At 61.2% G+C, this 26,367-nt stretch carries 24 protein-coding genes and 1 pseudogene; 8 read left to right on the top strand and 17 right to left on the bottom strand.

Annotated elements, in window-relative coordinates; genetic code table 11:
- The 5 genes from GM79_RS22495 to GM79_RS22475 form a co-directional block, all read right to left on the bottom strand.
- A partial coding sequence (locus GM79_RS22495) for a pirin family protein (protein WP_035568231.1) occupies positions 1-283 on the bottom strand: 283 nt, incomplete at its 3' end.
- A gap of 155 nt (positions 284-438) precedes the next feature.
- On the bottom strand, positions 439-1,272 hold the full coding sequence (locus GM79_RS22490) for a LexA family transcriptional regulator (protein WP_035568228.1): 834 nt from the start codon (positions 1,270-1,272) through the stop codon (positions 439-441).
- Between the two features lie 185 nt (positions 1,273-1,457).
- Entirely contained in the window at positions 1,458-2,480 is a 1,023-nt protein-coding gene (locus GM79_RS22485) for an esterase-like activity of phytase family protein (protein WP_035568224.1), read from the bottom strand.
- Positions 2,481-2,531: 51 nt separating this feature from the next.
- Entirely contained in the window at positions 2,532-5,234 is a 2,703-nt protein-coding gene (gene recQ, locus GM79_RS22480; protein ID WP_081867947.1) for a DNA helicase RecQ, read from the bottom strand.
- Positions 5,235-5,334: 100 nt separating this feature from the next.
- Positions 5,335-6,555 carry a class I SAM-dependent RNA methyltransferase gene (locus GM79_RS22475; protein WP_081867946.1) on the bottom strand — a complete coding sequence of 407 codons (1,221 nt, stop codon included), beginning with the start codon at positions 6,553-6,555 and terminating at the stop codon, positions 5,335-5,337.
- Between the two features lie 355 nt (positions 6,556-6,910).
- Here GM79_RS22475 and GM79_RS25195 point away from each other — a divergent pair, with 355 nt between their 5' ends.
- The 7 genes from GM79_RS25195 (at position 6,911) to GM79_RS22445 (ending at position 14,526) form a co-directional block, all read left to right on the top strand.
- Positions 6,911-7,255: a hypothetical protein gene (locus GM79_RS25195; RefSeq protein ID WP_152560152.1), complete on the top strand. Its 345-nt coding sequence runs from the start codon at positions 6,911-6,913 to the stop codon at positions 7,253-7,255.
- Positions 7,256-7,283: 28 nt separating this feature from the next.
- Positions 7,284-7,634 carry a hypothetical protein gene (locus GM79_RS22470; protein ID WP_152560151.1) on the top strand — a complete coding sequence of 117 codons (351 nt, stop codon included), beginning with the start codon at positions 7,284-7,286 and terminating at the stop codon, positions 7,632-7,634.
- A 157-nt stretch (positions 7,635-7,791) separates the two neighbouring features.
- Entirely contained in the window at positions 7,792-9,189 is a 1,398-nt protein-coding gene (locus GM79_RS22465) for a sugar MFS transporter (protein WP_161787237.1), read from the top strand.
- Positions 9,190-9,283: 94 nt separating this feature from the next.
- Positions 9,284-9,844, top strand: a complete 561-nt coding sequence (locus GM79_RS22460) for a hypothetical protein (protein ID WP_035568218.1) — start codon at positions 9,284-9,286, stop codon at positions 9,842-9,844.
- A 53-nt stretch (positions 9,845-9,897) separates the two neighbouring features.
- Positions 9,898-10,953, top strand: coding sequence for a UDP-N-acetylmuramate dehydrogenase (murB, locus tag GM79_RS22455; RefSeq protein WP_316930148.1), 1,056 nt, complete (start codon positions 9,898-9,900; stop codon positions 10,951-10,953).
- 121 nt (positions 10,954-11,074) lie between these two features.
- Positions 11,075-12,079, top strand: a complete 1,005-nt coding sequence (locus GM79_RS22450) for a fibronectin type III domain-containing protein (RefSeq protein WP_035568215.1) — start codon at positions 11,075-11,077, stop codon at positions 12,077-12,079.
- Between the two features lie 89 nt (positions 12,080-12,168).
- The gene (locus GM79_RS22445; protein WP_035568212.1) at positions 12,169-14,526 is read left to right on the top strand and encodes a phospholipase D-like domain-containing protein; all 2,358 of its coding nucleotides are present in this window, start codon (positions 12,169-12,171) and stop codon (positions 14,524-14,526) included.
- Positions 14,527-14,604: 78 nt separating this feature from the next.
- Here the strand turns inward: GM79_RS22445 and yiaA are convergent, their stop codons facing one another.
- The 10 genes and pseudogenes from yiaA to GM79_RS22400 all read right to left on the bottom strand — a co-directional run bounded on the left by yiaA (position 14,605) and on the right by GM79_RS22400 (position 24,559).
- A complete protein-coding gene (gene yiaA, locus GM79_RS22440; protein WP_035568210.1) occupies positions 14,605-15,042 on the bottom strand; it encodes an inner membrane protein YiaA in 438 nt (145 codons plus the stop codon).
- A gap of 252 nt (positions 15,043-15,294) precedes the next feature.
- Positions 15,295-17,742 carry an endonuclease MutS2 gene (locus GM79_RS22435; protein WP_035568208.1) on the bottom strand — a complete coding sequence of 816 codons (2,448 nt, stop codon included), beginning with the start codon at positions 17,740-17,742 and terminating at the stop codon, positions 15,295-15,297.
- A gap of 144 nt (positions 17,743-17,886) precedes the next feature.
- Positions 17,887-18,621, bottom strand: coding sequence for a hypothetical protein (locus GM79_RS22430; protein WP_152560150.1), 735 nt, complete (start codon positions 18,619-18,621; stop codon positions 17,887-17,889).
- Positions 18,581-18,736: pseudogene (locus tag GM79_RS25190) on the bottom strand (DUF2400 family protein); the annotation flags it as partial. The gene GM79_RS22430 and the pseudogene GM79_RS25190, both read right to left, overlap by 41 nt.
- Positions 18,737-18,859: 123 nt before the next feature.
- Positions 18,860-20,350 (bottom strand): sensor histidine kinase, encoded by a 1,491-nt coding sequence (locus tag GM79_RS22425; protein WP_051719203.1) that lies wholly within the window; start codon positions 20,348-20,350, stop codon positions 18,860-18,862.
- The gene (locus GM79_RS22420; protein ID WP_035568203.1) at positions 20,344-21,063 is read right to left on the bottom strand and encodes a response regulator transcription factor; all 720 of its coding nucleotides are present in this window, start codon (positions 21,061-21,063) and stop codon (positions 20,344-20,346) included. Before GM79_RS22420 ends, GM79_RS22425 begins: the two co-directional genes overlap by 7 nt.
- 171 nt (positions 21,064-21,234) lie before the next feature.
- On the bottom strand, positions 21,235-22,083 hold the full coding sequence (locus tag GM79_RS22415; protein ID WP_152560149.1) for a hypothetical protein: 849 nt from the start codon (positions 22,081-22,083) through the stop codon (positions 21,235-21,237).
- 5 nt (positions 22,084-22,088) lie between these two features.
- A complete protein-coding gene (locus tag GM79_RS22410; RefSeq protein WP_035568198.1) occupies positions 22,089-22,565 on the bottom strand; it encodes a DM13 domain-containing protein in 477 nt (158 codons plus the stop codon).
- A gap of 210 nt (positions 22,566-22,775) precedes the next feature.
- Positions 22,776-23,528, bottom strand: a complete 753-nt coding sequence (locus GM79_RS22405) for a TIGR02757 family protein (protein ID WP_035568196.1) — start codon at positions 23,526-23,528, stop codon at positions 22,776-22,778.
- Positions 23,529-23,605: 77 nt separating this feature from the next.
- Positions 23,606-24,559, bottom strand: a complete 954-nt coding sequence (locus tag GM79_RS22400; RefSeq protein WP_035568194.1) for a LysM peptidoglycan-binding domain-containing protein — start codon at positions 24,557-24,559, stop codon at positions 23,606-23,608.
- A gap of 189 nt (positions 24,560-24,748) precedes the next feature.
- Between GM79_RS22400 and kdsB the strand changes: the two genes are divergently transcribed.
- The gene (gene kdsB, locus GM79_RS22395) at positions 24,749-25,498 is read left to right on the top strand and encodes a 3-deoxy-manno-octulosonate cytidylyltransferase (protein ID WP_035568192.1); all 750 of its coding nucleotides are present in this window, start codon (positions 24,749-24,751) and stop codon (positions 25,496-25,498) included.
- On the opposite strand, the gene GM79_RS22390 is transcribed toward kdsB, so the two are convergent.
- Entirely contained in the window at positions 25,495-25,923 is a 429-nt protein-coding gene (locus GM79_RS22390) for a DUF1622 domain-containing protein (protein ID WP_081867944.1), read from the bottom strand. The two genes, kdsB and GM79_RS22390, sit on opposite strands and share 4 nt — an antisense overlap.
- A 73-nt stretch (positions 25,924-25,996) precedes the next feature.
- Entirely contained in the window at positions 25,997-26,341 is a 345-nt protein-coding gene (locus GM79_RS22385; protein WP_035568190.1) for a translation initiation factor, read from the bottom strand.
- Positions 26,342-26,367 lie beyond the last annotated feature (26 nt).

Genomic DNA, 26,367 nt, shown 5'->3' with positions numbered 1-26,367 from the left:
TCATGCGCTGCACTTCGCCCGCCGTGATGGTGGTTTTGTTGCCCATGGTATCCTCGTGGCTCACCTCCCCTTCGAGCACCAAGGTCACAATCTCCATTTCCGAATGCGGATGCTGCGGAAAACCCGACTGCGCGGCCACACTGTCGTCGTTGAAAACCCGCAGCGGGCCAAAATGCATGTTGTCGCGGTCCAGATAATCGGCGAACGAAAACAAGAAATAGCTGCTAAGCCAGGAAGCCGGCGCAGCGTGGTGACGGTCGGCGGAGGAAATATATTTGAGCATAAAGCGAGAGCAAAAAGGTGGTCGTGCTTCGCATACGCGGTTGTGCGCGCCTTAGTTAGTGAAAACCCAAAAGGAAAGCCCTTCCGCTACCGCAGAAGGGCTTCATAAAAACAGGGCCTTAGCCAAACACGGTGGCTAATTTGCCCGGCGGCACGCTACGCTTTTCTCAGGAGCGCCACTTGCTGCTGCAAGTCGAGCACGAGGCTGGCCACGCGCTCCAGCGAAAGCTCCGCGATGGGGAACGTGCTGCTAATGTAGCTTTTGGCTTCCCAGATTTCGAGCACATCGTCCACGTTAATGTCGTAGGGCGAGAAGTGGGGGTTATCGGAATGCAGCACCAGCATGCCGCCCGAGCGCACTTTGTTGAACACGCGTTTGAACACGATGCCGTCTTTGCTGCTCACCACTACGCACGGCGTGCCATCCTTCACAGTAGCCCATTCCTCCACGTAGCGACCCACGATGACGGTGCCGCTGGCAATGGGAAGCATGGAATCGCCGGCAATTTCGAAGGCCCGGTAGGTGCCCGTTTGCGAGAGCATGGGCAGGCGGAACTTGGGCAGCACCTCCAGGTATTCGCGGTCGGCGTAGCCGTTGAGGTAGCCGGCAGCGGCTTTCTGGGGCACCAGCTCGATGTTCTCGTTCTGGTCCTTGTCCACGGTGAAGGCCAGCACGCGAAGCTGGCCGCCGGCGGGCGTGGTGGGCGGCTCGGTGTCGTCGTCGGCCGGGGCATCGGCCGCGGCCGCCTCCTGCGCGCGCATGCTGCCAATGGCCTTGGCGTTTTTGCGCTTGCTAAAGTCGGTGGTCACCAGCTGGTCGAGGGTGATGCCGAACAGCCGGGACATGTTAACGAGTGTAGCAAGGCGGGGCTCGGCGCGGCCTTCTTCGTAGGCGCCCACCAACGAGCGTTTGATGCCGAGCTTTTCGGCCATCTGGGCCTGCGTGAGGGCAAGCTCGCGCCGGCAGAATTTGAGGTTGGTATTAATCATCGGGAGAAGCAGCAGTCGGGAATAGCGTTTGGTTCAACGCAGATTCGGCTGGTGAAGTTAGCAACGCAGGCGCAAAGTTACTAATTCATTTAGCTAATAATTTTATGCCCACTACTTTAGCGCAGAGCTATTTGAGTTTCGGCGGGGTATTCATTCTTTTTTCGGAAGTTATTCCGGCCGGAGGGCTACTGCCCTCCCGTTTTTTGCAGGTAGAGCAGCTTGGTTTGGTAAGGGCGTTGCGGCGTGTACTTGTCGTTCATCACAAAATAACCCTGCTTGTAAGCAGTCAATCCCTCCCAATTGTAGCCCATGTACTGGGCCGGAAACTCCCACAGCGGCTGCCAGCTGAAACCGTCATCCCGCAGTTCCAAGTCAATCAGGCGGCAGTAGTTTTGATAGCCCGCTTTGGTCTTGATGAGGCTGGCGTTGGCCGCTTCCCGAGCGGGCGCCCTGTAAATCGAGTCGGCGCCGCCGCCCTTGAAGAAGTAGTTGACGGCCGTGAAATGGTTTTTGCCCGTGGGCGTGATGTCGGTAATTCGGAAAGGAACCTTGGCTATTGGTACTTGGCTGAGCGCAGTTTTACCGGACAGCGCCTGACTATCAAATTCATAGACGCTATTGGCGCCGGGGAAATAGTTGTACTCGAAGAATGCCAGAATGCGGTTGTTACTAATTGCCAGCGCCTCGAAGCCCGCGTTGTAGATGTGGGCGCCATTGGCCGCTACCGGCTTGGGCAGAGGCATCAAAAAATCGGGGTCCAGCACCACGGCCGTATCGCGCAGGCTGCCCTTGAGCAGGTAGCAGCTGGTGGAAGGCGTAGCGGTTTCCACGGAAAAATAGACCGTATTCTGGTCCACCACCAGGGCTTCGAGCCCTTCGTAGCTTTGGCCAGCAGCCTTCATTTTCACCCGCACAATATCGAGATTGTAGATGGGCAACTTTTTGAAGGGCAGCACATAAGCCGTGTCAGCCAGCTTGCGGTCCAGGTCGGCGGTGGCTATCTGGTAGAGCTTGGCGGGCGCTTTGTCCTGCAGCCGGCTTTCGGAAAGCAGCAGCAAGCTCGCGCCGCTTAGGCAGAGTCCGGAAAACTGGTTGTCGTAAAATTTCAGCTCTGCCGGTAGCGAAAGCTCCCGTACTATAAACTGAGGATTTTGCGCCCAGACGGTAGTTGAAAAGAGGCTTAAGAAAAACAGTGTCAGGCACTTCATACCACTTAACAACGACGCGTTTATAAACTGAATTTTCCAGATAATTCAGTTTTACTGGCCGCGCAACCGCTTGTGATACAGCGCAGCCATACGCAGCTGGAAGTAGTCGTACTTCTCGCGCAGGTGGTCGAAGAGGTCGCGCAGGGTGGGCTCGCCGCCGAGTTGGGCGCGGGCGGTGAAGATTTCGGCCAGCTCGGCGTCGGTGATAAAATCGTGGATGCGCAGCTCGCGGCCTTTGGCGTAGGCGTTGTAGAGATGGGTTTTCACAGTGCTCAGGGCCAGGCCGCGGCGCTCGGAAATATCCTCCGGCGTGAGGCCCATCTGGTGGAACTGGATGGTAGCGTCCTCGGAGTCGCTCACGGGCTTTTCGGCCACGGCCACGCGGGGGCGCGGCTCGCTGAACATGTTGTCGGAATCGGCGGGAATAGCGCCGCCGCCGTCCTCCAGAATGAGGCGAATGAAGCTCTCGCCGTAGGTCTCGAATTTCTTCATGCCTACGCCTGAAATGCCCAGCATGCCCACGCGGTTGACGGGTCGCTCGTTGGCCATTTCCTGGAGGGTGGCATCCGAAAACACCACGTAGGGCGGTACGCCCTGCTCGTCAGCAATCTGCTTGCGGAGCTTGCGCAGCTTGTCGAACAGCTGGGCTTCGGGAGTGCCGAAAGCGGCGGTAGCGGCGGCGTTGGCGGCTTTTTTGCCGGCGCGGGTGGGGCGCTCGGCCTTCTCACTGGGCTGAAATTTCTTGAGCGGCAGGGCGAGCTGGCCCTTGAGTACTTCGTGGCCGCGCTCGGTGATTTTCAAGGCGTAGCCTTCCTCGTAGGCGATGTAAAACAGGCCGTCGTTGAGCATCTGATGCACGTAGCTGTACCAGTCGAGGTAGGGCAAATCGGAGCCCGCGCCGTAGGTTTTTATCTGGTCGTAGCCGCCTTGCAGCACGGCTTGGTTGCGCATGCCGCGCAGCACGTCAATCAGCAGATTGATAGCCACTTTCTCGCGGCTGCGAAACACGGCCGAGAGGGCTTTCTGGGCAATAAGCGTCCCGTCGAACGTGGTGGGCGGGTTGCGGCAGATGTCGCAGTTGCCACAGTCCTGGGGCAGGGTTTCGGAGAAATAGTTGAGCAGAATTTTGCGGCGGCAGCTGGCGGCTTCCGCAAATTGCTGCATGCGTTCGAGCTTGGCGGTGTTGAGCTGGGCCTGACGGGCGGGCACGTCCTTGGTCACCATCTCGCGCATCTGCATCACGTCGGCGAAGCTGTAGAACAGGATGGCCGTTGATGGCGCGCCGTCGCGCCCGGCCCGGCCGATTTCCTGGTAGTAGCCCTCGATGTTTTTGGGCAAATTATAGTGCATTACCCAGCGCACGTTGCTTTTGTCGATGCCCATGCCGAAGGCGATGGTGGCCACAATTACCTGAATATCATCCTGCAAGAAGGCTTCCTGAGCCTTACCTCGCTGCAAGGGCGTGAGGCCGGCGTGGTAGTGCGCGGCCTTGATGCCCTTGGCCACGAGCTTGCCCGAAATGGTTTCGCAGGTTTTGCGCGAGAGGCAGTAGATGATGCCGGGGTCCTCGGGGTGGCGGCCGATGTAGTCGATAACCGAGCCCACCCGGTCCTGGCCCGGCCGCACGTTGAGGTTGATGTTGGGCCGGTCGAAGCTGGAGAGGAATACCCTGGGCTCGCGCAGGTTGAGCTGCGTGATGATGTCGCGCTTGGTGAGGCGGTCGGCCGTGGCTGTGAGGGCGATGATGGGCGTTTGGGGAAAGTGCGTACGCAAGGTTCCCAGCTTGGTGTACTCGGGCCGGAAGTCGTGGCCCCAGCTCGAAATACAGTGCGCCTCATCAATGGCAAACAGGCTGATATTGACCCGCGTGAGAAACTGCAGAAATCCGTCGCTCAGCAGCTTTTCGGGACTCACGTAGAGCAGCTTGAGGTAGCCACCCGTGGCGGCGCGGGCAATGTCGTTGGCCTCGCTTTGGCCCACGCTGCTGTTGATGTAAGCCGCCGCGATGCCGTTGGCTTTCAGGGCTTCCACCTGGTCTTTCATCAGGGCGATGAGCGGCGAAACCACGATGCAGGTACCCTCCGACACCACAGCTGGAATCTGAAAGCAGACCGACTTGCCGCCGCCGGTGGGCATGAGCACCACCGTGTCTTTGCCGGCCAGAATGTGCTGGATGATGTCGCCCTGCATGGGGCGAAAATTGTCGTAGCCGTAATACCGTTTCAGGGCCTGGCGGGCGGCTTGCAGTTGCGGGGCAGGGGCTAGTTCGGGCATATTGGTCGGACGGGTCACCTCACCCCCCGGCCCCCTCTCCAAAAAAGAGGGGGAGCCTGACGGCTGGTCTAAGTGGTTTTCTTTCAGGAATTGAGCTATTGTGGCTAATACTTCGTCTAAGCTGGTTAGCACTTGCTGGTTGGTGAAACGCAATTCGCGGTAGCCTAATTCCGTTAGCGTGAAGGTACGGCCGGTGTCGTATTCGGCGTTCTCGGGGACAAGGTGGATTTCGCCATCAACTTCAACAATGAGCTTGGCCTCAATGCAAATGAAATCGACGATAAAAAAGTCGATGGCGTGCTGGCGACGGAATTTCGCGCCCTGTTTTGAACCGCGTAGTTGCTGCCAAAGTCGGTTTTCAGCGGGCGTAGGGGCTTTGCGGTTTTCGCGGGCGTAGGTCTTCAGCCGCTTTTCCCAAGTGTGCCGGTCAGTGGTATAGATGTGCTCTTGCGGCCCGCTGAGTTTGGGCGGGACTTCCATACGGGGAAGGTAGCTTCGCCGGGCGCCACCTCACCCCCCGGCCCCCTCTCCAAAAAAGAGGGGGAGCCAACCGTATACGCTATGACATGTCGAAGCTCGACTAAATAATGTCTGGCTCCCCCTCTTTTTTGGAGAGGGGGCCGGGGGGTGAGGTGGCGCCCGGGGAGTGAGGTGCCGCCCGCCGGCTCCCCCCGTACAGCTCATACTTCAGCAGCCGGCAGTCAATCGGCCCGTTGAACAGCGGCACGCGCCGCGCCGGCTTCAGCCCAATGCGCTTGGCCGCCTCCAGATTTCCAGTGAACACGAACGCCTCGTAGCCCTGAAAACCGGTTTTCAGCGTGTCCCCAATTGTCTTATACAAAGCGTCCATTTCGGCCTCCTCCCCTATTCGCTCGCCGTAGGGCGGGTTCATCAGCACGATGCCGGGCGCCTCTTTGACCGGAGCCGCGGCGTCCTTCACGTCGCGCACCGAGAGACGAATGAAGTCCTCCAGGCCGGCGGCGGTGATGTTGACCGCCGCCATGTCAATGGTTTTGGGGTCGAGGTCGGAGCCGGCGAGGTAGGCCTGGGGCTCTTCGAGGCGCTGGGCTTTGGCTTCCTCGCGCACTTGGTTCCAGAGCGCGGAGTCGAAGTCGTACCAGTTTTCGAAGCCGAACTTGCCCTGGTGAAACAGGCCGGGCGCAATGCGCTGGCTGATAAGCCCGGCCTCAGTGAGGATGGTGGCCGAGCCGCACATGGGGTCGATGAGGGGCTGCTTGCCATCCCAGCCTGAGAGCAGCACCAGGCCGGCGGCCAGCACCTCGTTCAGGGGGGCCTCGTTGGTGTGCTGGCGGTAGCCGCGGCGGTGCAGCGAGTCGCCGGCCGCGTCGAGGCTCAGGATGACTTCGTTTTCCGTCATGCGCAGGTGCAGGCGGATGTCAGGGGTTCGGGTATCGATGCTGGGCCGCTCGCCGGTGCGCTCCCGGAACTGGTCCACGATGGCATCCTTAGTGAGCTGGGCCACGAAAAGCGAGTGCTCAAATGTGGAGCGGTTCACGACTGGCGTAATGGCAAAGGTTTGGCCGGGGCCGATGAAATCCTGCCAGTCGATGCGGCTTACTTCGCGGTACAGCGCCTTTTCATCGGCGGCGTAAAAGGCGGCGAAGGGCCGCAGCAGGCGCATGGACAGGCGGCTCCACAGCGCCGTTTCATACAGCAGGCGGTGGTCGCCGATGAACTCCACGGCGCGGCTGCCGACGTGGGTGATATCAGCCCCGAGGGCGTAAAGCTCGTCGGCGAGCAGTTCTTCGAGGCCGAACTGGGTGGTGGCGGTGAGGTGCATAAGTAGTGCGGGCGTTGGAGTTCGCAGTGGCAAAGGTCGGGCATAGTGTGCGGGTATGAGCCACCAGCCGTTCCCACAATACCTTGCGGCTACCTTTTCCGCCATACCTCGCGCCTTGGGAGCAGCGAATGACCCTTAGACGCAAGCATTCCTTATCCGCATTCCGACCATCCGCCTTGGCCTGGGTATTCCCTTCGATTTGCTAACCTTGCAACAAACCAAGCTCCTGTAGGTAATCAGCCACAACTATAGCTTCAGGAATACGCAGGCTAACCTGAATGCTGAATGACCATTCAGGCGTTTAACCAATAACTTAATGATGACCAGCAGAATCCCCCGGTTTGCTATGTTGCTAATGGCTGTTACGCTCACAGGTTGCGGCCATTTAACCGGTTCAAAGCCGGAAGAGGTAAGCGCCACCCAAAACCAGGCAGGCAATACCAACGTCGAAGCTAAAAACTCATCAGACAGCTCAATTTCAGCAAATAAGGCACGCACTAAATCCCACGTAAACCCGGACAGTGTTGAACTAACAGCGCTGGTTAAAAACCTATATGATTGGCACGTAACCCAATATCCAAACTACGGATTTCCACTAAAAGTCAACACACCCTCCGACGGCCTGTTTACCGGCATCGATTGGCCCGCATACAACAAAGATTATGCAGCCTTCGAGCAGACCGATTTTTTTCTCCGCTGAGTTTTTGACAAGGCACCGAGCAATTGCCATGACGATTGACTCATCTGTTAGACGAGCAAGTGTTGAATGGCGTAACTCAAACGATGGCATTCCATTGTGGTACAGCAATGCGGATGACTGGTGTAATTGCCAGGACAATCCCGATAATTACTGGCAGCGGCTTACCCTCAACAACCTAAAAATTGGCGACAACACGGCAGCATTTAATTGGACCTGGGACGAAGAAGACAGCATTGAGTTTCCTTTCAAATATGAGATGAAAGCAAAAAAGGTGAATGGCACCTGGAAAATAAGTTACCTGGAAGGGTTTCAGCATTATGGTACAGTTGCCGATTACGACGAAAGAATGAAACCCGCCGAGCGACCAAGCAGTCGCTGACCTAGCCATGCCGCGAGCGGCGGTTCAGCGGTTAATGCAACATGCCTGCTTTGCACTTCCGCCTTCGCCAAACCTCGTTTCGTATGCCGAAACCGTCACTACCTCCCTCCCCTGGCCGGTCCCTATGTGGCCGGTTTTTTTGTACCTTCCGCCGCGTATGGCTATTCCTGTTTCTTCGCCGGCGATGACCGCCGCGCCCGCTCGCTCCTACGCCGGCCCGATGGTGCTGATGACCACCCTGTTCTTCCTGTTTGGGGCGGTCACCAACTTTAATGGCGTACTCATGCCTTATCTTAAGGACGTGTGCCAGCTCACGGATTTGCAGTCGTCGCTGATACCGTTCGCCTTTTTCATTGCCTATTTCCTGATGTCGCTGCCCGCCGGCTACGTGCTGGAACGCATCGGCTACCAGCGCGGCATCGTGCTGGGGCTGGTGATTATGGCCGGCGGGGCCTTGCTGTTTGTACCAGCGGCCGAAGCCCGGGCCTACGGCCTGTTTTTGGCCGGCCTGAGCTTGCTGGGGGCAGGTATTACGCTGCTGCAGGTGGCGGCCAATCCGTACGTTTCGGTGCTGGGGCCGGCCCGGCAGGCGGCCAGCCGCATCAGCATCGTGGGCGTGGCCAACGGCCTGGGCGGCACGCTCTCGCCGCTGGTGGGCGGGCTGCTGCTCTTTGGCAGCGCCGAGGTTCTGAAGAAACAGCTCGCGGCCTTGCCCCTGGGCGAGCGGCTGACCCAGGAAGCGGCTTTAGTGAAAACGCCTTATCTGGGGCTGGCCTGTTTTCTGGCGGCGCTGGCGCTGCTTTTCTTCATCGTGCGCCTGCCCAAGCTCGAAAGCATTCCGGCCGATGAGGAAGCCGTGCAGGCCGACGCCGCTCTGCTGCAAGGCCGCACTTCGGCCCTCGACTTCCGGCACCTGGTATTGGGCGTGGGGGCCATTTTTTTCTACGTAGGCGTCGAAGTAGGGCTGGGCGACTTCCTCATTCGCTACGGCCAGTCGCTTCAGATTTCCCAGCTCAGCCCCTTTACCCAAACCCTGGTGCAGTCCCTGAACGCAGTGACTAACTACGGCCTGCTCGTCATCGGGCAGGCTCCCCTGCCCATCGATACCACGCACGGCTTCACGGCGGCCGTGGGCGCGGTGCTGGTGGCCTCCTACTGGTTTGGGCTGATGCTGGGCCGCCTTGTGGGCATTCCGCTGCTGCGCCGGCTCAACGACCGCCGCCTGCTGGTAGGAGTGTGCGGTGCGGGCATGCTGCTGGTGTTGGGCTCCATTGTGCTGCGCGGCGAGGCCTCGCTCTGGCTTATTGTGCTCTGCGGCTTGTGCAACTCCATTATGTGGCCGGTCATTTTTCCGCTGGCCATTAAGGGGCTCGGCCCCTTCACCAAGAAAGGCTCTTCCTACCTCATCATGGCCATTGTGGGGGGCGCGCTCATACCGCTGCTGATGGGCTGGCTGGCTACCCACGGCGGCGGACTGCGCGTGGCGTTTCTGGTGCCGGTGGCCTGCTACGCCTACTTGCTGCACTACGCCGTGAGCGGCTACCGCGTGCGGTAGAATGGGTTGCGCGGTGAGCCGGAGCTAGGACAATTTATCGGCACGATTCTTCCTTGGTTTTTTTTCAACTTAGCCGAACAACTTTTATTGCGTTATGAAAAACCCGTTAACCTCGCTGAAAACGCTTTCGATTGTCCTGCTTTTCCTACTAGTACTCGTGGGAGCCAGCAGCTGCAAGAAGATTAACGACCTGCTCACGTTTCAGGTCAGCGACTCTTCCAGCTTTGTGGTACCGGGGTCGGGCATTCTGAGCACGGCGGTGCTGGCGCTGCCGGGCACCACGGTTCAGTCCTCGTCGTCGGCCACCTACTCAGCCAATAACACCAGCGCCGACTTCGTGCAGGACGTCACCCTCGACCGCCTGTCGCTGACGGTGACCGACCCGGCCGGACAGAATTTTGACTTCCTGAAAAGCGTCAAAATTTACATTTCCTCTGATAACTCGGGCACCAACAAAACCCTACTGGCATCGCTCAGCCCGGTGCCCACCGGCCAGACTACCATCAACCTGACCCCGGCCGGCAACAAGCTGGATGTGTACCTGAGTTCAGGGTCCTACTCCTTGTTTACGGAGGTGGAATTGGCCCAGGCCCTGCGCCAGAACACCACCCTGCGCGCCGACTCCCGCTTCAACGTGAAGGCCAAGCTAAAGTAGCCGGGGCACGCATTCGGCAGGACCGGGCTGCATCGTCCGTTACCTTTGCGGCCATGATGCCGCTCCTCGAAGAAAACGTTTCCCTCCGCCCCTACAACACCTTTGGCCTCGACGTGCGGGCCCGCTACTTTGCCCGCTTCACCTCGGCCGATGAGCTGCGCCAGCTCCTGCGGCTGCCCGAGGTGCAGGCCGCCGAGAAGCTCGTGCTGGGCGGCGGCTCCAACCTGCTCTTCACCCAGGACTTCGACGGCGTGGTGCTCAAAAACGAGATTTGCGGCCTGCAGATTCTCAGCCAGGATGCCACCGATAACACCGCTTTGGTACGGGCCGGCGCCGGCGAGAGCTGGCACGGCCTCGTGGAATACGCCCTCGACCAGGGCCTGAGCGGCATTGAAAACCTCTCGCTCATTCCCGGCACGGTGGGTGCGGCCCCGCTCCAGAACATTGGCGCCTACGGGGCCGAACTGCGCGACACCTTCGACCACCTCGAAGCTCTAGCGCTGGCTACGGGCGAGGTGCGGGTGTTCAGCGCGGCCGAGTGCGGCTTCGGCTACCGCGAAAGCGTGTTCAAAAACGTGCTCAAAAACCAGTACGTGGTGACGGCCGTGGCGCTGCGCCTGCACCGCATGGGCCAGCCCGCCGGCTATGCGCCCAACGTGCGCTACGGCGCCATTGCCGAGACGCTGGCCGAACTGGGCATTGAGGGCGAGCCCACGCCGCAGGAAGTAAGCCGCGCCGTGGTCCACATCCGCCGCAGCAAGCTGCCCGACCCCGCGCAGGTGGGCAACGCCGGCTCGTTCTTCAAAAACCCGGAGGTATCGCAGGCCAAATTCGACCAGCTCAAAGCCGCGCACCCCGACCTGCCCGGCTACCCCGTGCCCGGCGGCGTGAAGGTGCCCGCCGGCTGGCTCATTGAGCGGGCCGGCTGGAAAGGGCTGCGCCGCGGCCCCGGCGAAGGCACCCACGGCGTGCACGACCGCCAGGCCCTGGTGCTGGTGCACCACGGCGGCGCCACCGGCAACGACCTGCGGCAGTTGGCCCAGGAAATAATCACCTCCGTCAGCCAGCAGTTCGGCATCGAGCTGCACCCGGAAGTTAATATTTTATGATTGGGTAGCACTTTGAATACTTGTGGGTTACCAAATTGAATTCAAGGAAAAGCGGAGGATTTGTAACGAACTTTGCGATGGCAATGCCAGTGCCTTTCTTTCTTTTTTTACAATTCATAAGATGACCAAACTGCTACTATTGGCTGGCCTGTTGGCCGGCACGTCGGCGTCTTTCGTGGCAGCTGCTCCGGTCCCTTTTGAGTCGGTAGTACCCGCCGTGCTCAGCGTGAAAGCGGCCCGGGCCCTGGGCGCGGGCAGCACCGTCACGGTGCGGGCGGTGGTGCTGAATGGCGCCGAGATGGGCAACATCCGCTACGTGCAGGATGCCGAGGCCGGGCTGGCGCTGTACGCGCACCCATCCAAGCTGGCTGGCTACGGCGAGCTGCGGGCCGGCGACAGCATTCAGGTAACCGGCCAGCTGAAAATGTACAACGGCTTGCTGGAAATGGACCCTATCACTTCCTTTCATAAACTGGCCACGGGCCAGCGGCTGCACGCGCTGCAAGTGCCCGTAGCGCAAGCCACCACCGCCTTTATCGAAGCCAACGAAAGCCGGCTGGTAGAAATAACGGGCGTCACAAAACTGCTGACCCCGGCCGGCAACCTGGCCCGGCGGCTGGCCGGCAACGCCAACTACCTGCTCGATGGCACGGCCGGGGCCCTGGTGCGCGTGGCCGCCGCCAGCACCGGCCCCAATGGCCTGGTGGACCTACTCCTGCCCCAAGGCGAAAACTTCGACGTGCGCGGCGTGCTGAGCCAGTTTGCGCCGGGCGGCACCGGGGGCTACCAGCTGCTGCCCCGGCTGGCTACCGACGTAGTGCGCGGCGGCGGCCGGCCCCGCATGCTCGAAGAGGCCGTGGCGGTGGACGTGAGCGCCACGGGTTTCACGGTGGCGTACACTACCCTGAACGCCGGCGACACCCGCGTCCGCTACGGCCTCAACGCCAACGCCCTGAAGGAAACCCGGCGTGAGGCCGTCCCCACCACCCGCCACAGCCTGATGCTGACCAACCTGCGGCCCGCCACCACTTACTACGTGGAGGTGAGCTCACGTAACGCGGCCGGCGTTGAAACGGCGCCGGCTGTGCCCTTTAAAACGGGTGGCAGCCGCCCTGCCAAAAGGTAGCCCCGCGGCCACTGGTTCGGCCGGGAAGCGCCATCTTTGTACTTCCATTACCGTTCGTTTTTCGTAATTAATTCACTTTTAGCGTGTATATGAAGAAGTTTACTTTGTTGGCCTTGCTGGCGCTTGCTACTTCGTGGCAGGCCGTGCAGGCCCAGTCCATCATTACCATTGCGGCGGCCCGGGCTCAGGCCCCCACCGCCAACAACGTGGCCGGGCCCACCGTCACGGTCACCGGCATTGTCACCAACGGCCGGGAGCTGGGCTCCTCGGCCAGCATCATCCGCTACATTCAGGACGGCACAGCCGGCATTGGCGTGTATAGCTTCGGGGGCGCCAGCGCGCCGCTGGTGAGTGCCCTGGTGCCCGGCGACAGCATTATTGTGACGGGCGGGCTGAAGATGTTCCGCGGGCTGCTGGAAGTAGACCCCGTGACGTCGGTGACGGTGGTGGCGGGCAACCGGCCCCTGCCCGAGCCGGTGGTTTTCACTACGGCCAACTTCACGGCCGCCTACGCCGAGCAGTACGAAGGCCAGCTGGTGCGCCTCAATGGGCTGACGTCGGTAAACACCACCAGCGGCGGAGTGGTCACCGCATTTTCGGCTAACACCGTGTACCGCCTCAACAACAGCGCGGCGCTCGCCACCTACGTGCCCACCAACTCCGGCGGCGCCGACGGCCTCATTGGCAAGCCCAGCCCCACCGGCACGTTCGATGCCGTGGGTATCATGAGTCAGTACGCTTCGTCGGCCACTGGCACCACGGGCGGCTACCAGTTGCTGAACCGCAAGTACGCCGACTTTATCCAGGGCAACACGCCCAACCTGACCAGCAGCCCCGTGCCGAGCGCCATCAGCACCACTGGCTTCACGGTGAGCTTTACGACGCAGAATCCCGGCGACACGCAGCTGCGGTTTTCAACCTCGCCCCTGCTACCGGCCGCCAGCACCACCACCCTCACCGATGCCACCCAGGGCACGGCCCACAGCCTGGTCCTCACGGGCCTGCAGCCAGCCACGGTGTACTACGTGCAGGCCGTTTCGGTGAATGCCACGGGCCGGTCGGAGTCGCGCGTGACGCCCATGATTACGGCCTCGCTTTCGGCGGGCACGATGAAAACCTACTTCACCCGCCCGGTGGATAACACCCTGGCCCTGCCCAACAACAACGCTACTTACACGCCCAATGGCAGCATTGCCGACACGCTGGCCAAGTACATGGGCCGCGCCCGACAAACGCTGGACGTAACCATCTACAACTGGAACAACAACGTGATTCTGAACGCCGTGAACGCCGCCTACGACCGCGGCGTGCGGGTGCGCGTCATTTACGAAGACGATAACAACAACTTCAGCGTGCCCAACCTACGGGCCGCCATTCCGCGCGTGTTCCGGCCCGCCGGGGGGGCGGTCAACACCACCAGCATCATGCACAACAAGTTTGTGGTGATTGATGCCAACAGCACCGACCCCAACCTGCCCACCGTGTGGACCGGCTCGACGAACTGGACGGGCGCCCAGCTCAGCACCGACCGCAACAACGCCATTGCGGTGCAGGACCAGAGCCTGGCCCGTGTGTACACCATGGAGTTTGAGGAAATGTGGGGCAGCAGCACGGCCACACCGGGCGCGAGCCTGTTTGGCTCGCGCAAAACTGACAATACCCCGCACTACCTTGTCATTGGCGGCAAAGCCGTGGAATCGTGGTTTTCGCCCACCGACAACGTGAACTCGCGCCTGATTGAGACGATAAAGACAGCCGATTTTGACCTGCACGTGCTCTCGATGCTGGTGACGCGCTCCGACGTGGGCCGCGCCCTGGCCGAGCAAGTGACCCTGCGCAACATCGGCCAGTGCTCCGATGGCCTCACCAACGACACCAGCGGCGTGGCCGGCTTCGTGTTCCGCACCGTTCGGGCGGGCATGGGCACGCGCTACCTGCTCGACAAGCTGCCGGGTATCATGCACCACAAAACCCTGATTGTGGACGCCGGCGCGCCGCAGTCGGACCCCACCGTATTTGTGGGCTCGCACAACTGGACGGCCTCGGCCGATACCGAAAACGACGAGAACACGCTGGTTATTCACGACAACCTCATCACCAACCAGTACTACCAGGAATACGCCGCCCGCATTGCCGAGCAGCCCAACACCGGCTTCACGTTGTGCCGCCTGGCGCTGGCCACCCGCACCGGCACCGTGCAGGCCAGCACCATGCAGGCCTACCCCAACCCCACCCGGGGCAGCTTCCAGCTGCACCTGGCCCGCACTTCGGCCCGCACCGCCACCATCGTGCTGCGCGACGCCACCGGCCGCGTGGTCCTACAACGCACCCAGCCCTACAACGGCACCGACCTAACAGTAGACGCTACGGCACTGAAAGCGGGCCTGTACCTAGTGCAGGTAACCACGCCCGAGGCCACGCAAGTGAGCCGCGTAGTGGTGGAATAATCCTACCTCAGTTCATACAAAAAGGCGGCTCCTGGTTCAGGAGCCGCCTTTTTTGCTTGTGAATAGTCCAAGGTTCTATTAGTAGTTGGTTGGTTCGGGCTTGGGATTTTGCAGGGTGTCGCGGGTGTTCTTTTGCACGGCGATGGCGGCGAACAGGCTCAACAAGAAGGACATGGCGTAAAAGCCTTTCTCGCTCAGGGTGAGGGTGGCATTCCAGAGGCCCACGGTGAGCAGGCCCACTGTGAGGAGCACCGACACCCAGCTGATGCCATAATAGAGGTTGGTAACCGGAATGCCTTCGAGGCGGTCGCGCACGCTTTTCTGGACCGAAATGGCCGAAAACAGACCGTACATCAGCACCGTGAAGTAGTAGCCCTTTTCGTTGAGCGCCATTTCGGCGTTCCACAGGCCGATGTTGAAGGCGGCGAAGCCGGCCAGCAGGGCCACCCAGGAAGCACCTATAAAGGCCGCAGAGGTTTGTTGGACAACGGTTTGGCTGGTGTTTTGCGGGTTCATAGCAGGAGGAAATGAGGGTTGAAGAGGTTTGGGCGGGCTAAGTACCGCCGCCTCCGGTGAGGTTCAGCAAACCTACTGCTTACCAGGATACTTCCCTACCCTAAATCTGAATACTTCAGACTTCTCGCCATTGAATAAAACCCAAGTAAACGCTTCTCAAACCACCTTAAAAACCAAGCCCAGGCCTTATTCAGACCTGGGCTTGGTTCAATTAATGGGACTTTTGAAATATTTTCCCAACCGCTGCCTTCCCTACTTTAGCACGGCAATGGTTACGCCGTCGCCGCCGCGGTCGGCGTGCTCATCGGCCACGCTGGCCACGGCGCGCTGCGAGCGCAGGTAGTCGCGCACCACCTGACGGAGCACGCCATTGCCGCGGCCGTGCAGGAACTTGATTTCGGGCATGCCCAGCATCACGGCGTCGTCCACGAAGCTCATGGTTTTGGTGAGGGCGTCTTCGGCCCGCTCGCCGCGCAGGTCCAGCGTGGGGCTGAAACCGGCCATGCGGTCGGTGATGTTGATGCCGTTGCCGCCGCCGCCGGAGCTGCCGCCGCCGAGGCGGCCGCTTTTGGCCTTGGCCGCCTGCTCCCGCTCGCGGATTTCGGCCCGGCCCAGCTTCTCCAACTGGTTGAGCTTGGTGAGCGTTTTCATGCCGCCGAACATGACTTCGGCGGTGTTGCCTTTCACGCTCACCACCTCGCCGTGCCCGTCCTGACCAAACAGGGCCACTTTGTCGCCGGGCAGCAGGCCGCCGGCCTCGGCGCGCTCGCGGGTGGCCTTGGGCTTGGGCGGCTCAATCTGCAGCTCCTGGCGCACGAAGGTTTCGAGCTTCTCGCGGGCGGCTTTATTGGTCTCCTTCTCGGCATTGCCACGGCGGATTTCGCCAATCGTAGCTTCGATTTGCTGGTTGGTGTTCACCAGCAGCGCTTTGGCCTGCTGCTTAGCGGTGCGCAGGGTTTCGAGCTTGGTGTCTTCGAGGTGCTGCTTGAGGTCGGTGTATTCCTGGGCAGCGCGCTTGAGGCGCTTTTCGGCTTTGGCGGCCTCGGCGGTGCGGATTTCCAGCTCCAGCTTATCCTTTTCCAGCCCTTCGAGCAGACGGTCGTAGCGGATTTTATCCTTGCCCACCAGCTGGGTGGCGCGCTCCACTACCTCCTTTGGCAAACCGATTTTGCGGGCAATTTCAATGGCGAACGACGAACCTGGCTTGCCCACTTCGAGGCGGTAGAGGGGCTGCAGCTTGTCGGGGTCGTAGCGCATGGCGCCGTTCACGAGATGTGGCGTGCGCTCGGCAAAGTTTTTCAGGTTGGTGTAGTGCGTGGTAATTACGCCGTATACCCGCGCCTTATTGAGCCCTTCGAGCACGGCCTCGGCGATGGCGCCGCCCAGGCTGGGCTCGGTGCCGGTGCCGAATTCATCAATCAAAACCAGGCTTTTCTTGCCGGCCAGCAGCAGGAACTGCTTCATGGCCAGCAGGTGCGAGGAGTAGGTACTGAGGTCGTTTTCCAGGCTCTGCTCGTCGCCGATGTCCAGGAAAATATCTTCGAACACGCCGGCTTCGGAGTTGTCGGCGCACGGAATGAGCAGGCCCATTTGCAGCATGAACTGCACGAGGCCCACGGTTTTCAGGCTCACGGATTTGCCGCCCGCGTTGGGACCAGAAATCACCAGAATACGCTGCTCGGCGTTCAGCTCCAGGTCAAGCGGCACCACTTCGCGGGCATCGCCGCTGTCGCGCTTGTGCTGGGCAAAGGCCAGCTGCAGCAGCGGGTGGCGCACGCCGTGCCACTTCAGCAGCGGCTTGTTGTGCAGCACGGGCAGCTGGCAGTCGAGCGAAACGGCCAGTCTGGCCTTCGCCCGAATAAAGTCAATCAGGCCCAGATAAGAGTACGCCCGGCGCAGGTCCGGCAGGTGCGGACGCAGCTGGTCGGTGAGGGCCGTAAGTATGCGAATCAACTCGCGGTGGTAGGCGTTGTCGAGGTCCTTGATGTCGTTATTGAGCTCAAAAACGGCTTCCGGCTCAATATACACGGTTTGGCCCGAGGCCGATTCGTCGTGAATCAGGCCCTTCACCTTGCGCTTGTGCTCGGCAATGACCGGCAGCACCAGCCTCCCGCCGCGAATGGTGGGCTCGGCATCGCCGGGAATCCAGCCCTCGTTTTTGGCGTGGCGCAGGATGCCGGCAATCTGCTTGCGCAGCTGGCCCTGGCGCGCAATCAGCTCCTGCCGAATCTGGCGCAGCAGCGGGCTGGCGTCGTCGCGCACGGCGCCCTCATCGTCCACCACCTTGTCCATCGCGGCCAACAAATTCCGGTCTACCTGCACGCCAATGCCCAGCAGGCGCAGCGTGGGGTACAGGCTGGCATCGGCCTCGCTGAAGAAGGTGAGGGCCTGGCGGATGGTGCGCAGGCTCATCTTCACTTCAAAAAACGCGGCCACGTCGAGGAATGCGCCCGGCAGGGCAGCGCGCTTGAGGTGGGCTTTGGGGTCGTAGTAGTGCGAGGCCGGAAAATCGGCCCCGGAGCGCAGCAGGAAGGTGAATTCGTCGGCCTGCTGCAGCAGCTTCAGCAGCGGCTCGTGCTTGGTCTGGAACTCCATGCGGGCCACGTATTGGCGGCCCAGGGCGCTCAGGCAGTTGGCTTCGAGCTGCTCGCGCAGAGTGGTGAAGCCGATTTTTTGTTCGAAGTGTTGGGGTAAGAGCAAGTAAGTAGTCTTTCGATAGTCAGATTAGGATGCGAAGGTAAACAGCGGGCGGGGCGGGAAAGATTCGCCGGAATCGTTAAGAAATAACTAGACAATCACAATAATGCCCCGCTGCTGTGTCAACAAGGAGCGTTGCGTACGTATTTAACTTCTACGCTGGTTGCGGGTAATCCACCAGGTTGTGGCGTAAGAAACATAGCCGCTATAAGCCAAGAACATACTTCCTTTAATGGGTCTGGAACTTACGAACAATGAACACGTCAGCAGGACCAGCGCCAGTGACATCATTGTCATAACAACTGTGGATATTTTCTTTTCAAAAAAGGCCTTTTCACGAAGGACAGATAGAACATTCCCATCAACTTGCTTATTTTCGACTGCATCACCTACCTTTTCTAAAGCAGTGAGTGAAACGGTTGTTTTTTGTTGATAAAGAGTAATAGCCGTTTCGAATTCTTGAACCATCGCAGCGAATTGTTCGCTTTTATCCGACAGGTTAAAAGATGTGAAATCCTTTCTTTTTATGCGCAAGTTCTTGCCCCCACTATAAACTGAGTACTTGTAGCTGGCAATATCACTGAACAGCACACGACGCTCTTCACCTGAATTTTTGTTTAAGACAATAATTCCATTGACTGCAATGGTTACGAGTGAGGGCTCAATGCTATTTTTTTTTATTGAATTGAGATGAGTTACATAATATAATGCGACAGCTACCGGAAAATACAGAATAAATCCTTCCACTACTGGGCTGAATTCAACATAGGTTAGGCCCACGATAATAGCCAATATGCCAAAAGACGTTGCTAAGACAAACATGGCCGCCAGCCAGCCTAGTTTACGTTGGTTTGTTAGTACTAAATCGAATTGCTTCTCCACAAAATCCGTGATGTAGTAGCTGAGTAATATACTTGTCCACCCCCGCCCCAAACAGCGCGAAGTTATACTTCGCCGGGTCGTCCGCGTCAAACAGACGCAAGGTAGCCGTCAGCTCCTCGGCGGCCCGTTAGTCCACCAGCTTGCGGACGGGCATATCGCTCTACGGGGTGCGCCGCTGGTGCAACAATTTCGACCGGATGAGCGCAGCCTTGGCCATGCGTGCGAATGCTCCGGCCGTTTAGGGCACGTACACCGGCACCGAAAAGGCAAAGCACGCCCCCTGGCCCAGCGTGCTGCTCACGGTGAGCTCGCCGCCGTGCAGCTCCACTATTTTAGAGGCAATGGCCAGGCCCAAGCCCGTGCCGCCCCGCGACTTGCGGCGCACCTGGTCGGTGTGGTAGAACCGGTCGAAGAGGTGGGGTAGGTCGGGCGGAGCGATGCCCGAGCCGGTGTCGCGCACCTGCAGGGTGAGGCGGCCGGCGCTGGGGGCCAGGTGCACGCAGACCTGGCCACCCGCCGGGGTGTAGTTCAGGGCATTGTCGAGCAGGTTTTGCAGCACCCGCTCCAGCAGGCCCACATCGGCGTAGGCGAAGGGCAAGGCCACGGGGCTGGGCTCGGCCCGGAGCGTGACGGCGCGGGCCCGGGCGGTGGGCTCCAGCTGCTGCACCACATCGTGCACCAGCTCGGGGAGCGAAAAGGGTTCGGGCTGGGGCACGGTCTGCCGGGCTTCGAGCTTTGAGAGCTCAAAGAGCTCGGTTATCAGGCGTTTGAGGCTGTGGGTGTTTTTGAGAATGGTTTCCAGGTACTGCTGCTGCTCGGCCGGACTCAGCAGGTGCCGGCGCAGCAGCACAGTTTCGGTGTAGCCCTCAATGCTGGCCAGCGGCGTGCGCAAATCGTGGGAGATGTTGGCCACCAGCTCGCGGCGCAGCTCGTCGGTGGTGCGCAGCTCGTCGAGGGCCTGCTCGGTGCGGGCCGACATGTCGTTGAAGGCCGCGGCCAGCTCGCCCAGCTCGCTGTTGGCCCCAATGCCGGTGGCCCGTGCCGCGTAGTCGCCGGCGTGCAGGCGGCGTACGGTGGCCACCAGGCGCTTCAAATCGCGGGTGAGCAGCGAAATAAGTATCAGCCCCACGACCAGCACCGCCGCGCCGGCCACCAGCAGCGTGCGCAGCAGCATGCCCAGCAGGTGGCCCTGGCGTAGCATGGCCGGCTCGGAACCGGCGGCGGCCGGCCCGCCAAGGGTGATGTAGAGGTAGCAGTGCACGGTGCCGCCGGCGCCGTGCAGCGGGGCCACCGAAAAAGGCCGGGGCTGGCCGGGGTGGCGCGGGTCGGTGCCGTAGAGGGGCAGCGGCTGGCGGCCGTCCAGCAGCGCCCGCACCGGGGCCATGGCCACCGTTTGCGCCCGGAGCTCGTTGGGCTCGGCGGAGGCAGCCAGCAGGTGCCCATCAAGCCCGATGAGGTAGAGCTTGATGTTGGGGTTGATGACCATGGCCGCGTGGAAGGTCTCCGTGATGGCGGCGGGCGGAATTTCGTTGGTCGCCGAGTCGATGCTGAGCACCTTGGCCACCGACGCGGCCAGGTCCAGGTTGCGCCGCTGCATGTCCTCGGCCAGGTAGTCGTCGGCGCTGCGCGAGAGCAGCAGCAGGTACACGCCGCTCACGGCCACCAGCAACACCACAAACAGCAGCGAGAGGCGCAGCTGCAGGCTCCGGGGGCGGGGCCAGCTTAGCATGGCAGCGTGTCGGCCAGCTTGTAGCCCACGCCCCACACGGTCAGCACGTAGGTGGGTTGAGCGGGGTCGGCCTCGATTTTGAGGCGCAGGCGGTTGATGTGCGAGTTCACCGTGTGCTCGTAGCCCGAGTAAGAATAACCCCACACCTGGTCGAGCAATTGGGTGCGCGAGTACGTGCGGCCGGGGTGGCGCATGAACTGAGCCAGCAGCGCAAACTCCTTGGCCGTCAGCTCCAGGGGCTGGCCCCGCAGGCTCACGCGGTGCAGCTCAATGTCCAGCTCCAGCGCCCCGCAGCGAAAGCGCGACGGCGCGACTTCCCCCGCGAAGCCGGGCTCTTTGTCCGGAACCGAGCGGCGCAGGCGGGCTTTCACCCGGGCCAGCAGCTCGCGCACGCTGAAGGGCTTGGTCAGGTAATCGTCGGCGCCCAGGTCCAGGGCCAGCACTTTGTCGATTTCCTCGGCCTTGCTGGTGAGCATCAGAATGGGGGTGCGCACGTGCTGCTCCCGAATGCGGCGGCACACCTCAATGCCGTTGAGGCCGGGCAGCATAATATCGAGAATGATGACGTCGTACTCGCCCTCCGTGGCCTGGCGCAGGCCGTCGAGGCCGTTCACCGCCACCGTCGCGCCGCAGTCGATGTCGCGCAGGTTCACCGCCACCAGCGCGGCAATGTCGGCGTCGTCTTCCACGATGAGGGCGTGTTTGCTAGGCATGTTGGAAGGTAGGGCTTTTTGTGATTTAGCTGTTAGCCGTTAGCTGTTAGCCGTTAGCTTTTGAGCGAACAGTGCCGTACCTACCACTTTCAGACGCTAGGCACGGCATTAAACCAGGGGCAAACGGGAAGGCAATATTCAGCACGAAAGCTAACAGCTAACAGCCAACACTTACTTCCACTCCCAGGCCACGCCCACCGTGAACTGGCTGCCGGCGTACACGTTGCGCAGCTTGCCGAAGCCGGTGGCCCATTCGGCGGTCAGCCAGAGGTGGTCGGTGGCGGCGTAGTTGGCCCCCAGCGCGGCCGTGGAGTAGGCAACACCCTCGCCGATGCCAATGCTGGCCAGGCCACCGGGCCGGGGCGCGCGCACGTTGTCGAGGGTGCGCACCGTGCCCGTGAGCCAGGCTTTGCCCAGCAGTTGGTAACCCAGCTGCCCGCTGTAGCTGTACTGGTTGGTGAAGCCCTCGGTGCGGGCATTATAGCCCGCCTCCACCGTTGCGTACAGCTTGGGGGAGAAGCTGTGCGAGAGGGCCACCTGGGTCCAGACGTTGAACTCGCCGTCGCCGGTGGGCAGGGCAATTTCCAGCTGGGAATTGTTGGTGTTCGTGCCACGGGCCTTGGGGTTGCCGGTGGGCAGCTCGGCACTCACGCTCAGGGCCATCGGCCAGGCCCCGCGCAGCACCCCGTAGCGCAGCCCGAGTTGAACATCGCCCACGCCCTGGGTGGCCGTGGACGTGCTGAACTTGGCCCGCCGATAGGCCGGGAAGTTCAGCACGGCTTCGAGGTGGTGGCCCAGGCCAGCTTCGGCGTAGAGGCTGACTACCTGCTGGCTGAAGGGGTTGGTGGTGAGCTCGGTGCCGGAAAGCGTGTAGTAGCGGGAGGTGTTCACGGCGGTGAGGCCGACTTTCGCATATGCCCCGCCGGCAGGTCGAATCCAGCCGCCCCCAGCGCAGGCGGGCTGGGCCGCGCCCAGCAGCCAGCCAGCAGTGAGTACCCCCAACCCGGTACGGGCGGCCACGCGCATTATTGCAGCGGGGCCGCCCCGAAATTAATGGCGGCCGTTTCGCAGTAAAACACCACGGTGGAGAAAGATTCCAGGCCGCGGTCAATCAAAAAAGCCTGTTTGCCGTCCTTGTTTACGAGGCCCACTACTTTCACGCTGGTGGCATCGGCCCGGCGCTGGGCGCCGATGTTGGTGGTGGCTTTGGCCAGGTAGATGGTGACGGTGCCCGTATGAAAGTCCGATTTGAAGTTATCGGCCAGCTGCACGAACTCGCGGTTGTCGGCGTCGCGCACGATGGTGAGCATGCCCGTGGTGGGGGTCCCGCTCTGGGGCGCAATGGTGCCGGTTTTGAGCGTGCTCACGGCACCGTTGGGCGTCACGGTGCTCGTGGTTGGCGCCTGGGGAGCCGGGTCGTTATCGCTGTCGGAGCAGGAAATCAGCAAGGCCGGGGCGGCGAGCAAGACGGCGAATAGAAGGGGGAAAGTGCGGTTTTTCATGAGCAGTAGGAACTACGTGAGGAACGAAACGAATTTCGCCTTTACATCTCACAGAAGTATCACGGCCAGATTACATGTTCGTAACCGCCGCCAATGAAGCCCACCAACCCGGTTCGCCGCCCTGCAAATCCAGCAAGTGCCCGACCGGTGGGTCCGGAGGGCACCTGAACTTTCCCGAGAAAAGCGCACTGACTACCCCACGACGCTGTCCTACTTATCCACCCCCGCCCCAAACAGCGCGAAGTCGTACTTCACCGGGTCGTCCGCGTCCAGCAGGCGCAGGTTGGCGGTCAGTTCCTCGGCGGCTTGCCAGTCCACCAGCTTGCGGGTAAGCAGGCCCAGCGGACGGGCTTGGCGCTCGACGTGCAGGTCGATGGGCATTATTAAATCGGCCATGGAGAGGCGGGTCCAGAGGCCGAAGTCCACGCCGTGGGCATCGCGGCGCACCAGCCAGCGCAGGTACATATTCACCCGCTTGCAGGCCGATTTGCGGGCCGGCGTGGCCACGTGCTTGCGGGTGCGGCCGGGCGCATCAGGCAGGCTGAAGAAGGTATTGTGGAAGTTGATGAGCCGCTCGCGCTGCGTGTGACCCTCCAGAAACGCGGTTTCCAGCGACTCGTGCTGCCCGTACCAGTGGCGCAGGAAATGCACAAAGTACAGCAGGTCGGTATCGCAGAAGGTGCGGTGGCAGAAGCCCAGCAGCCGCTTCAAATCCTCGTCCTGATGCTGGGTGATGAACTGGTGCGGCGCGTCGTCCATGCGGCGCAGCAGCTCGTTGCATTTGTTGATGATGGTGGGCCGTTGCCCCCAGGCCAGCAGCGCCGCAAACAGGGCGCTGATTTCAATATCCGACTGCTGCGTGAAGCGGTGCGGAATCTGAATAGGGTCGTTTTTAATGAATTCCGGCCGGTTGTAGCGCTCATACTGAGCGTCTAGCTGGCGGCGGAGCTGGGCGATGTTCAAAGTGAGGTAAGCTTTAGCTTGCCGTAATGTCTTTCAAGTTTGTTCCACGACGGCAAGCTAAAGCTTACCTCACAAGGCTACTGCGGAATGTAGTTCGTCTCGACCCGGAAGCGGGAATCACCCGTGCCCAGCTTCTGCATGGCGCGGGGCGAGAGGCGCACCAGAATGTTGTTATTTTCGCCGGTATCGGGCAGCTTGCCGATAACGCGCACGTACACCGACTGGCCGTTCATGTTGTTTTTCACCTGCATGATGGTGCCCACGGGCGCGGTTTTATGCAGCGCTAAATACTTGTCGGTCACGCTCTTGTCGATGGGCGCGCCCAGGCCGGCTTCGGTTACGCGGGCGAGCAGCTCGGCGGCGCGGTTGGGCGTCCGCTCCTCGTTCTCGGTTTCCTGCTTCTCCTTTTCCGTCATGGCCGGGGTCACGGTTGCAATCTGGGCGGGCTTGTCGGGGGCGGCGGGCGTTTTGGGCGTAGGCACGTCTTCTACCTCCGCGGCGCGCACGGGCTTGGGCGCGGCGGCGCTGGCAGCGGGTGCGCCGGCTTCGGCCGCACGCAGCATCAATTCCTGGCCAACGCGCACGGCGCCGCCGGCAGGCAGCTTGTTGAGCTTAATGAGTTCGTCGGGGGTGAGCTGAAAGCGGCGCGCGATGCCAAACAGCGTTTCGCCCTTCGCCACAGTATAGCTGGCGGGCATAGCGCTGGCAGCGGGCGAAGCTGCGGCCGGGCGACTGGGAGCCGCAGCGGCGGTGCGGCCCGTCAGGGGGCGGGGCACGTACACAATCTGGCCGATGCCCAGGCCGCTTTTAACCTGTGGATTGGCGGCCATAAGCTGGTCGAGGGAAACCCGGTAGCGGCGCGTGAGGGCCGAGAGTGTTTCGCCAGCGGCTACCCGGTGCTTCACGAAACGCTGGCCGCCGCGCATTTCTACGCCAATAGAGTCGCTGGGAGCGGCGGGCAAGGGTGGAAGGTTGTCGGAACCGGGGCCACCCAGGGCCAGCAGCGTAATGAGCGAAAGTATTGTAGTCATAAAATCAACCTTGCGAAATCCATACCAGCCCCGCCCGGAGCGCCAGCCCAGTGGCTAACAATGACAAAATAACGCAAAAACCGGCGGGGAATTCGCTTCTATTTTCTCTGGCCGCGGCCAAAGCGCTTTATTTGAAGCCGGATTCCTTGTTTCGCTCCGCTTTCCGTTCCGCTTCTCTTGCCCGCTCCGATGGTTATTGGTCTCATTCCCGCCCGTTTTGCTTCCACGCGCCTCCCTGGCAAACCTTTGGTTGACTTGGGCGGCATGAGCATGATTCAGCGGGTGGTGGCGCAGGCCCGGCAGGCCAATCTGACGCGCGTGGTGGTGGCTACTGACGACGAGCGCATCCGCCAGCACGTGCAGGATTTTGGGGGCGAGGCCGTGCTCACCCGCCCCGACCACCCTAGCGGCACCGACCGGCTGTGGGAAGCCTTCCAGCAGCTGGGCAGCCCGACCGGGGTGCGTTGCATCGTCAACATTCAGGGCGATGAGCCCTTCATTCACCCGGCTCAAATCAACGCGCTGGTCGATTTATTTGCCGACGAAGCCACCGCGCCTGGCATCGCCACGCTGGTGAAACCCGTGGTTTCGGAGGAGGAATTATTCAGCCCGCACCTGCCCAAAGTGGTGCTCGACCAGCAGAACCACGCCCTGTATTTCAGCCGGCACCCCCTGCCCTACCAGCGCGGCCGGGCGCCCGCCGAGTGGCTGGCCCACCACCGCTACCTGCGCCACCTGGGCCTCTATGCCTACCAGCCGGCCGTACTGGAGCAGCTCACCCGGCTGCCCGTTTCGGCCCTCGAAGCGGCCGAGAGCCTGGAGCAGCTGCGGTGGCTGGAGGCCGGTTTCCGCATCCGCTGCGCAGAAACCGGGCTGGACGCTTTCGGCATTGACACGCCGGAGGACGTGGCCAAGGCGCGGGCCCGACTCGGCGTTTAAACGTCGGCGCGGTTCACAACTTCGTGTTCGGGGGTGGCTTCCCGGCGCTCCTCGTGCATTTCCCGCGACAGGAAGTAGTTGAGCGCCGTGCGGATGACGGCAATGGCGCCAAGCTTGCCAATCTGCTCCCAGCTGGGCGCGATGGCCGTGGAGAGAATGTCGGCCCCGAGCTGGAACTCGAGCGCCAGCGCCAAGTAACGCGCCAAAGTGAGACGGATGGCCGTAAAGTCGGCGGTTTGGTGCTTAGCCAGGGCCTTGAGCAGCAGCCAGCCCGCGCTGAGAATGCCCAGCGCGATAATGGCCGCCCCTACTGTTTCGATTCCGAGCTTGAGCCACAGTACGGCGTCGATGACACCGCTTTCGGCCCGGCCGTGCAGGGAGGCCACGTCGCGGACGGCTTCAGGAAGGGCGGGAAACGGAATCATGGAACGGGGGCGAAATCAACGGAAAACGAATAAAAAGCAGCTCAGAGGCAGTTTCTAGGCCCAGCGCTGGCAATCAGCCGCCAGCTTTTTTGGCTTTGTAGCCCGCTTTCAGCAGCACTTCCAGCACCTTGTCGCGGAAGTCGCCCTGAACCACTACTTCGCCGTCTTTGGCGCTGCCGCCCACGCCGCACTTGGTTTTGAGCAGCTTGCCCAGAGCCTGCAAATCAGCATCGGTGCCCACAAAACCCGTAACGAGCGTTACCTGCTTGCCGCCGCGCTGCTTCTTGTCGAGCTGCACCCGCAGCTGCTGCTGCTGGGGCGGCAGTGTAACGGTGGCGGCCGCCTCATCGGTTTGGTAGGAAAAATCAGGGTTGGTGGAGTAGACCACGCCCTGCCGTTGGTTTTTATCAGCTTTCATACAGAATACACACAGTTGTCATTGCC

The sequence above is a fragment of the Hymenobacter sp. IS2118 genome (assembly GCF_000715495.1).
Classification (GTDB): Bacteria; Bacteroidota; Bacteroidia; order Cytophagales; family Hymenobacteraceae; genus Hymenobacter.
This window is presented reverse-complemented; position numbering and strand designations above follow the sequence as displayed.

Bases quoted from the DNA above. Each gene is read 5' to 3' on its own strand.
- GM79_RS22460 (WP_035568218.1), top strand. From the start codon at position 9,284: ATGAAAAACCCGTTAACCTCGCTGAAAACGCTTTCGATTGTCCTGCTT.
- GM79_RS22475 (WP_081867946.1), bottom strand. From the start codon at position 6,555: ATGCACCTCACCGCCACCACCCAGTTCGGCCTCGAAGAACTGCTCGCC.
- murB (WP_316930148.1), top strand. From the start codon at position 9,898: ATGATGCCGCTCCTCGAAGAAAACGTTTCCCTCCGCCCCTACAACACC.
- GM79_RS22410 (WP_035568198.1), bottom strand. From the start codon at position 22,565: ATGAAAAACCGCACTTTCCCCCTTCTATTCGCCGTCTTGCTCGCCGCC.
- GM79_RS22425 (WP_051719203.1), bottom strand. From the start codon at position 20,350: ATGCTAAGCTGGCCCCGCCCCCGGAGCCTGCAGCTGCGCCTCTCGCTG.
- yiaA (WP_035568210.1), bottom strand. From the start codon at position 15,042: ATGAACCCGCAAAACACCAGCCAAACCGTTGTCCAACAAACCTCTGCG.
- GM79_RS22385 (WP_035568190.1), bottom strand. From the start codon at position 26,341: ATGAAAGCTGATAAAAACCAACGGCAGGGCGTGGTCTACTCCACCAAC.
- GM79_RS22490 (WP_035568228.1), bottom strand. From the start codon at position 1,272: ATGATTAATACCAACCTCAAATTCTGCCGGCGCGAGCTTGCCCTCACG.
- GM79_RS22445 (WP_035568212.1), top strand. From the start codon at position 12,169: ATGAAGAAGTTTACTTTGTTGGCCTTGCTGGCGCTTGCTACTTCGTGG.
- recQ (WP_081867947.1), bottom strand. From the start codon at position 5,234: ATGGAAGTCCCGCCCAAACTCAGCGGGCCGCAAGAGCACATCTATACC.
- GM79_RS22485 (WP_035568224.1), bottom strand. From the start codon at position 2,480: ATGAAGTGCCTGACACTGTTTTTCTTAAGCCTCTTTTCAACTACCGTC.
- GM79_RS22400 (WP_035568194.1), bottom strand. From the start codon at position 24,559: ATGACTACAATACTTTCGCTCATTACGCTGCTGGCCCTGGGTGGCCCC.
- GM79_RS25195 (WP_152560152.1), top strand. From the start codon at position 6,911: ATGGCTGTTACGCTCACAGGTTGCGGCCATTTAACCGGTTCAAAGCCG.
- GM79_RS22390 (WP_081867944.1), bottom strand. From the start codon at position 25,923: ATGATTCCGTTTCCCGCCCTTCCTGAAGCCGTCCGCGACGTGGCCTCC.
- GM79_RS22465 (WP_161787237.1), top strand. From the start codon at position 7,792: ATGGCTATTCCTGTTTCTTCGCCGGCGATGACCGCCGCGCCCGCTCGC.
- GM79_RS22450 (WP_035568215.1), top strand. From the start codon at position 11,075: ATGACCAAACTGCTACTATTGGCTGGCCTGTTGGCCGGCACGTCGGCG.
- GM79_RS22420 (WP_035568203.1), bottom strand. From the start codon at position 21,063: ATGCCTAGCAAACACGCCCTCATCGTGGAAGACGACGCCGACATTGCC.
- GM79_RS22470 (WP_152560151.1), top strand. From the start codon at position 7,284: ATGACGATTGACTCATCTGTTAGACGAGCAAGTGTTGAATGGCGTAAC.
- kdsB (WP_035568192.1), top strand. From the start codon at position 24,749: ATGGTTATTGGTCTCATTCCCGCCCGTTTTGCTTCCACGCGCCTCCCT.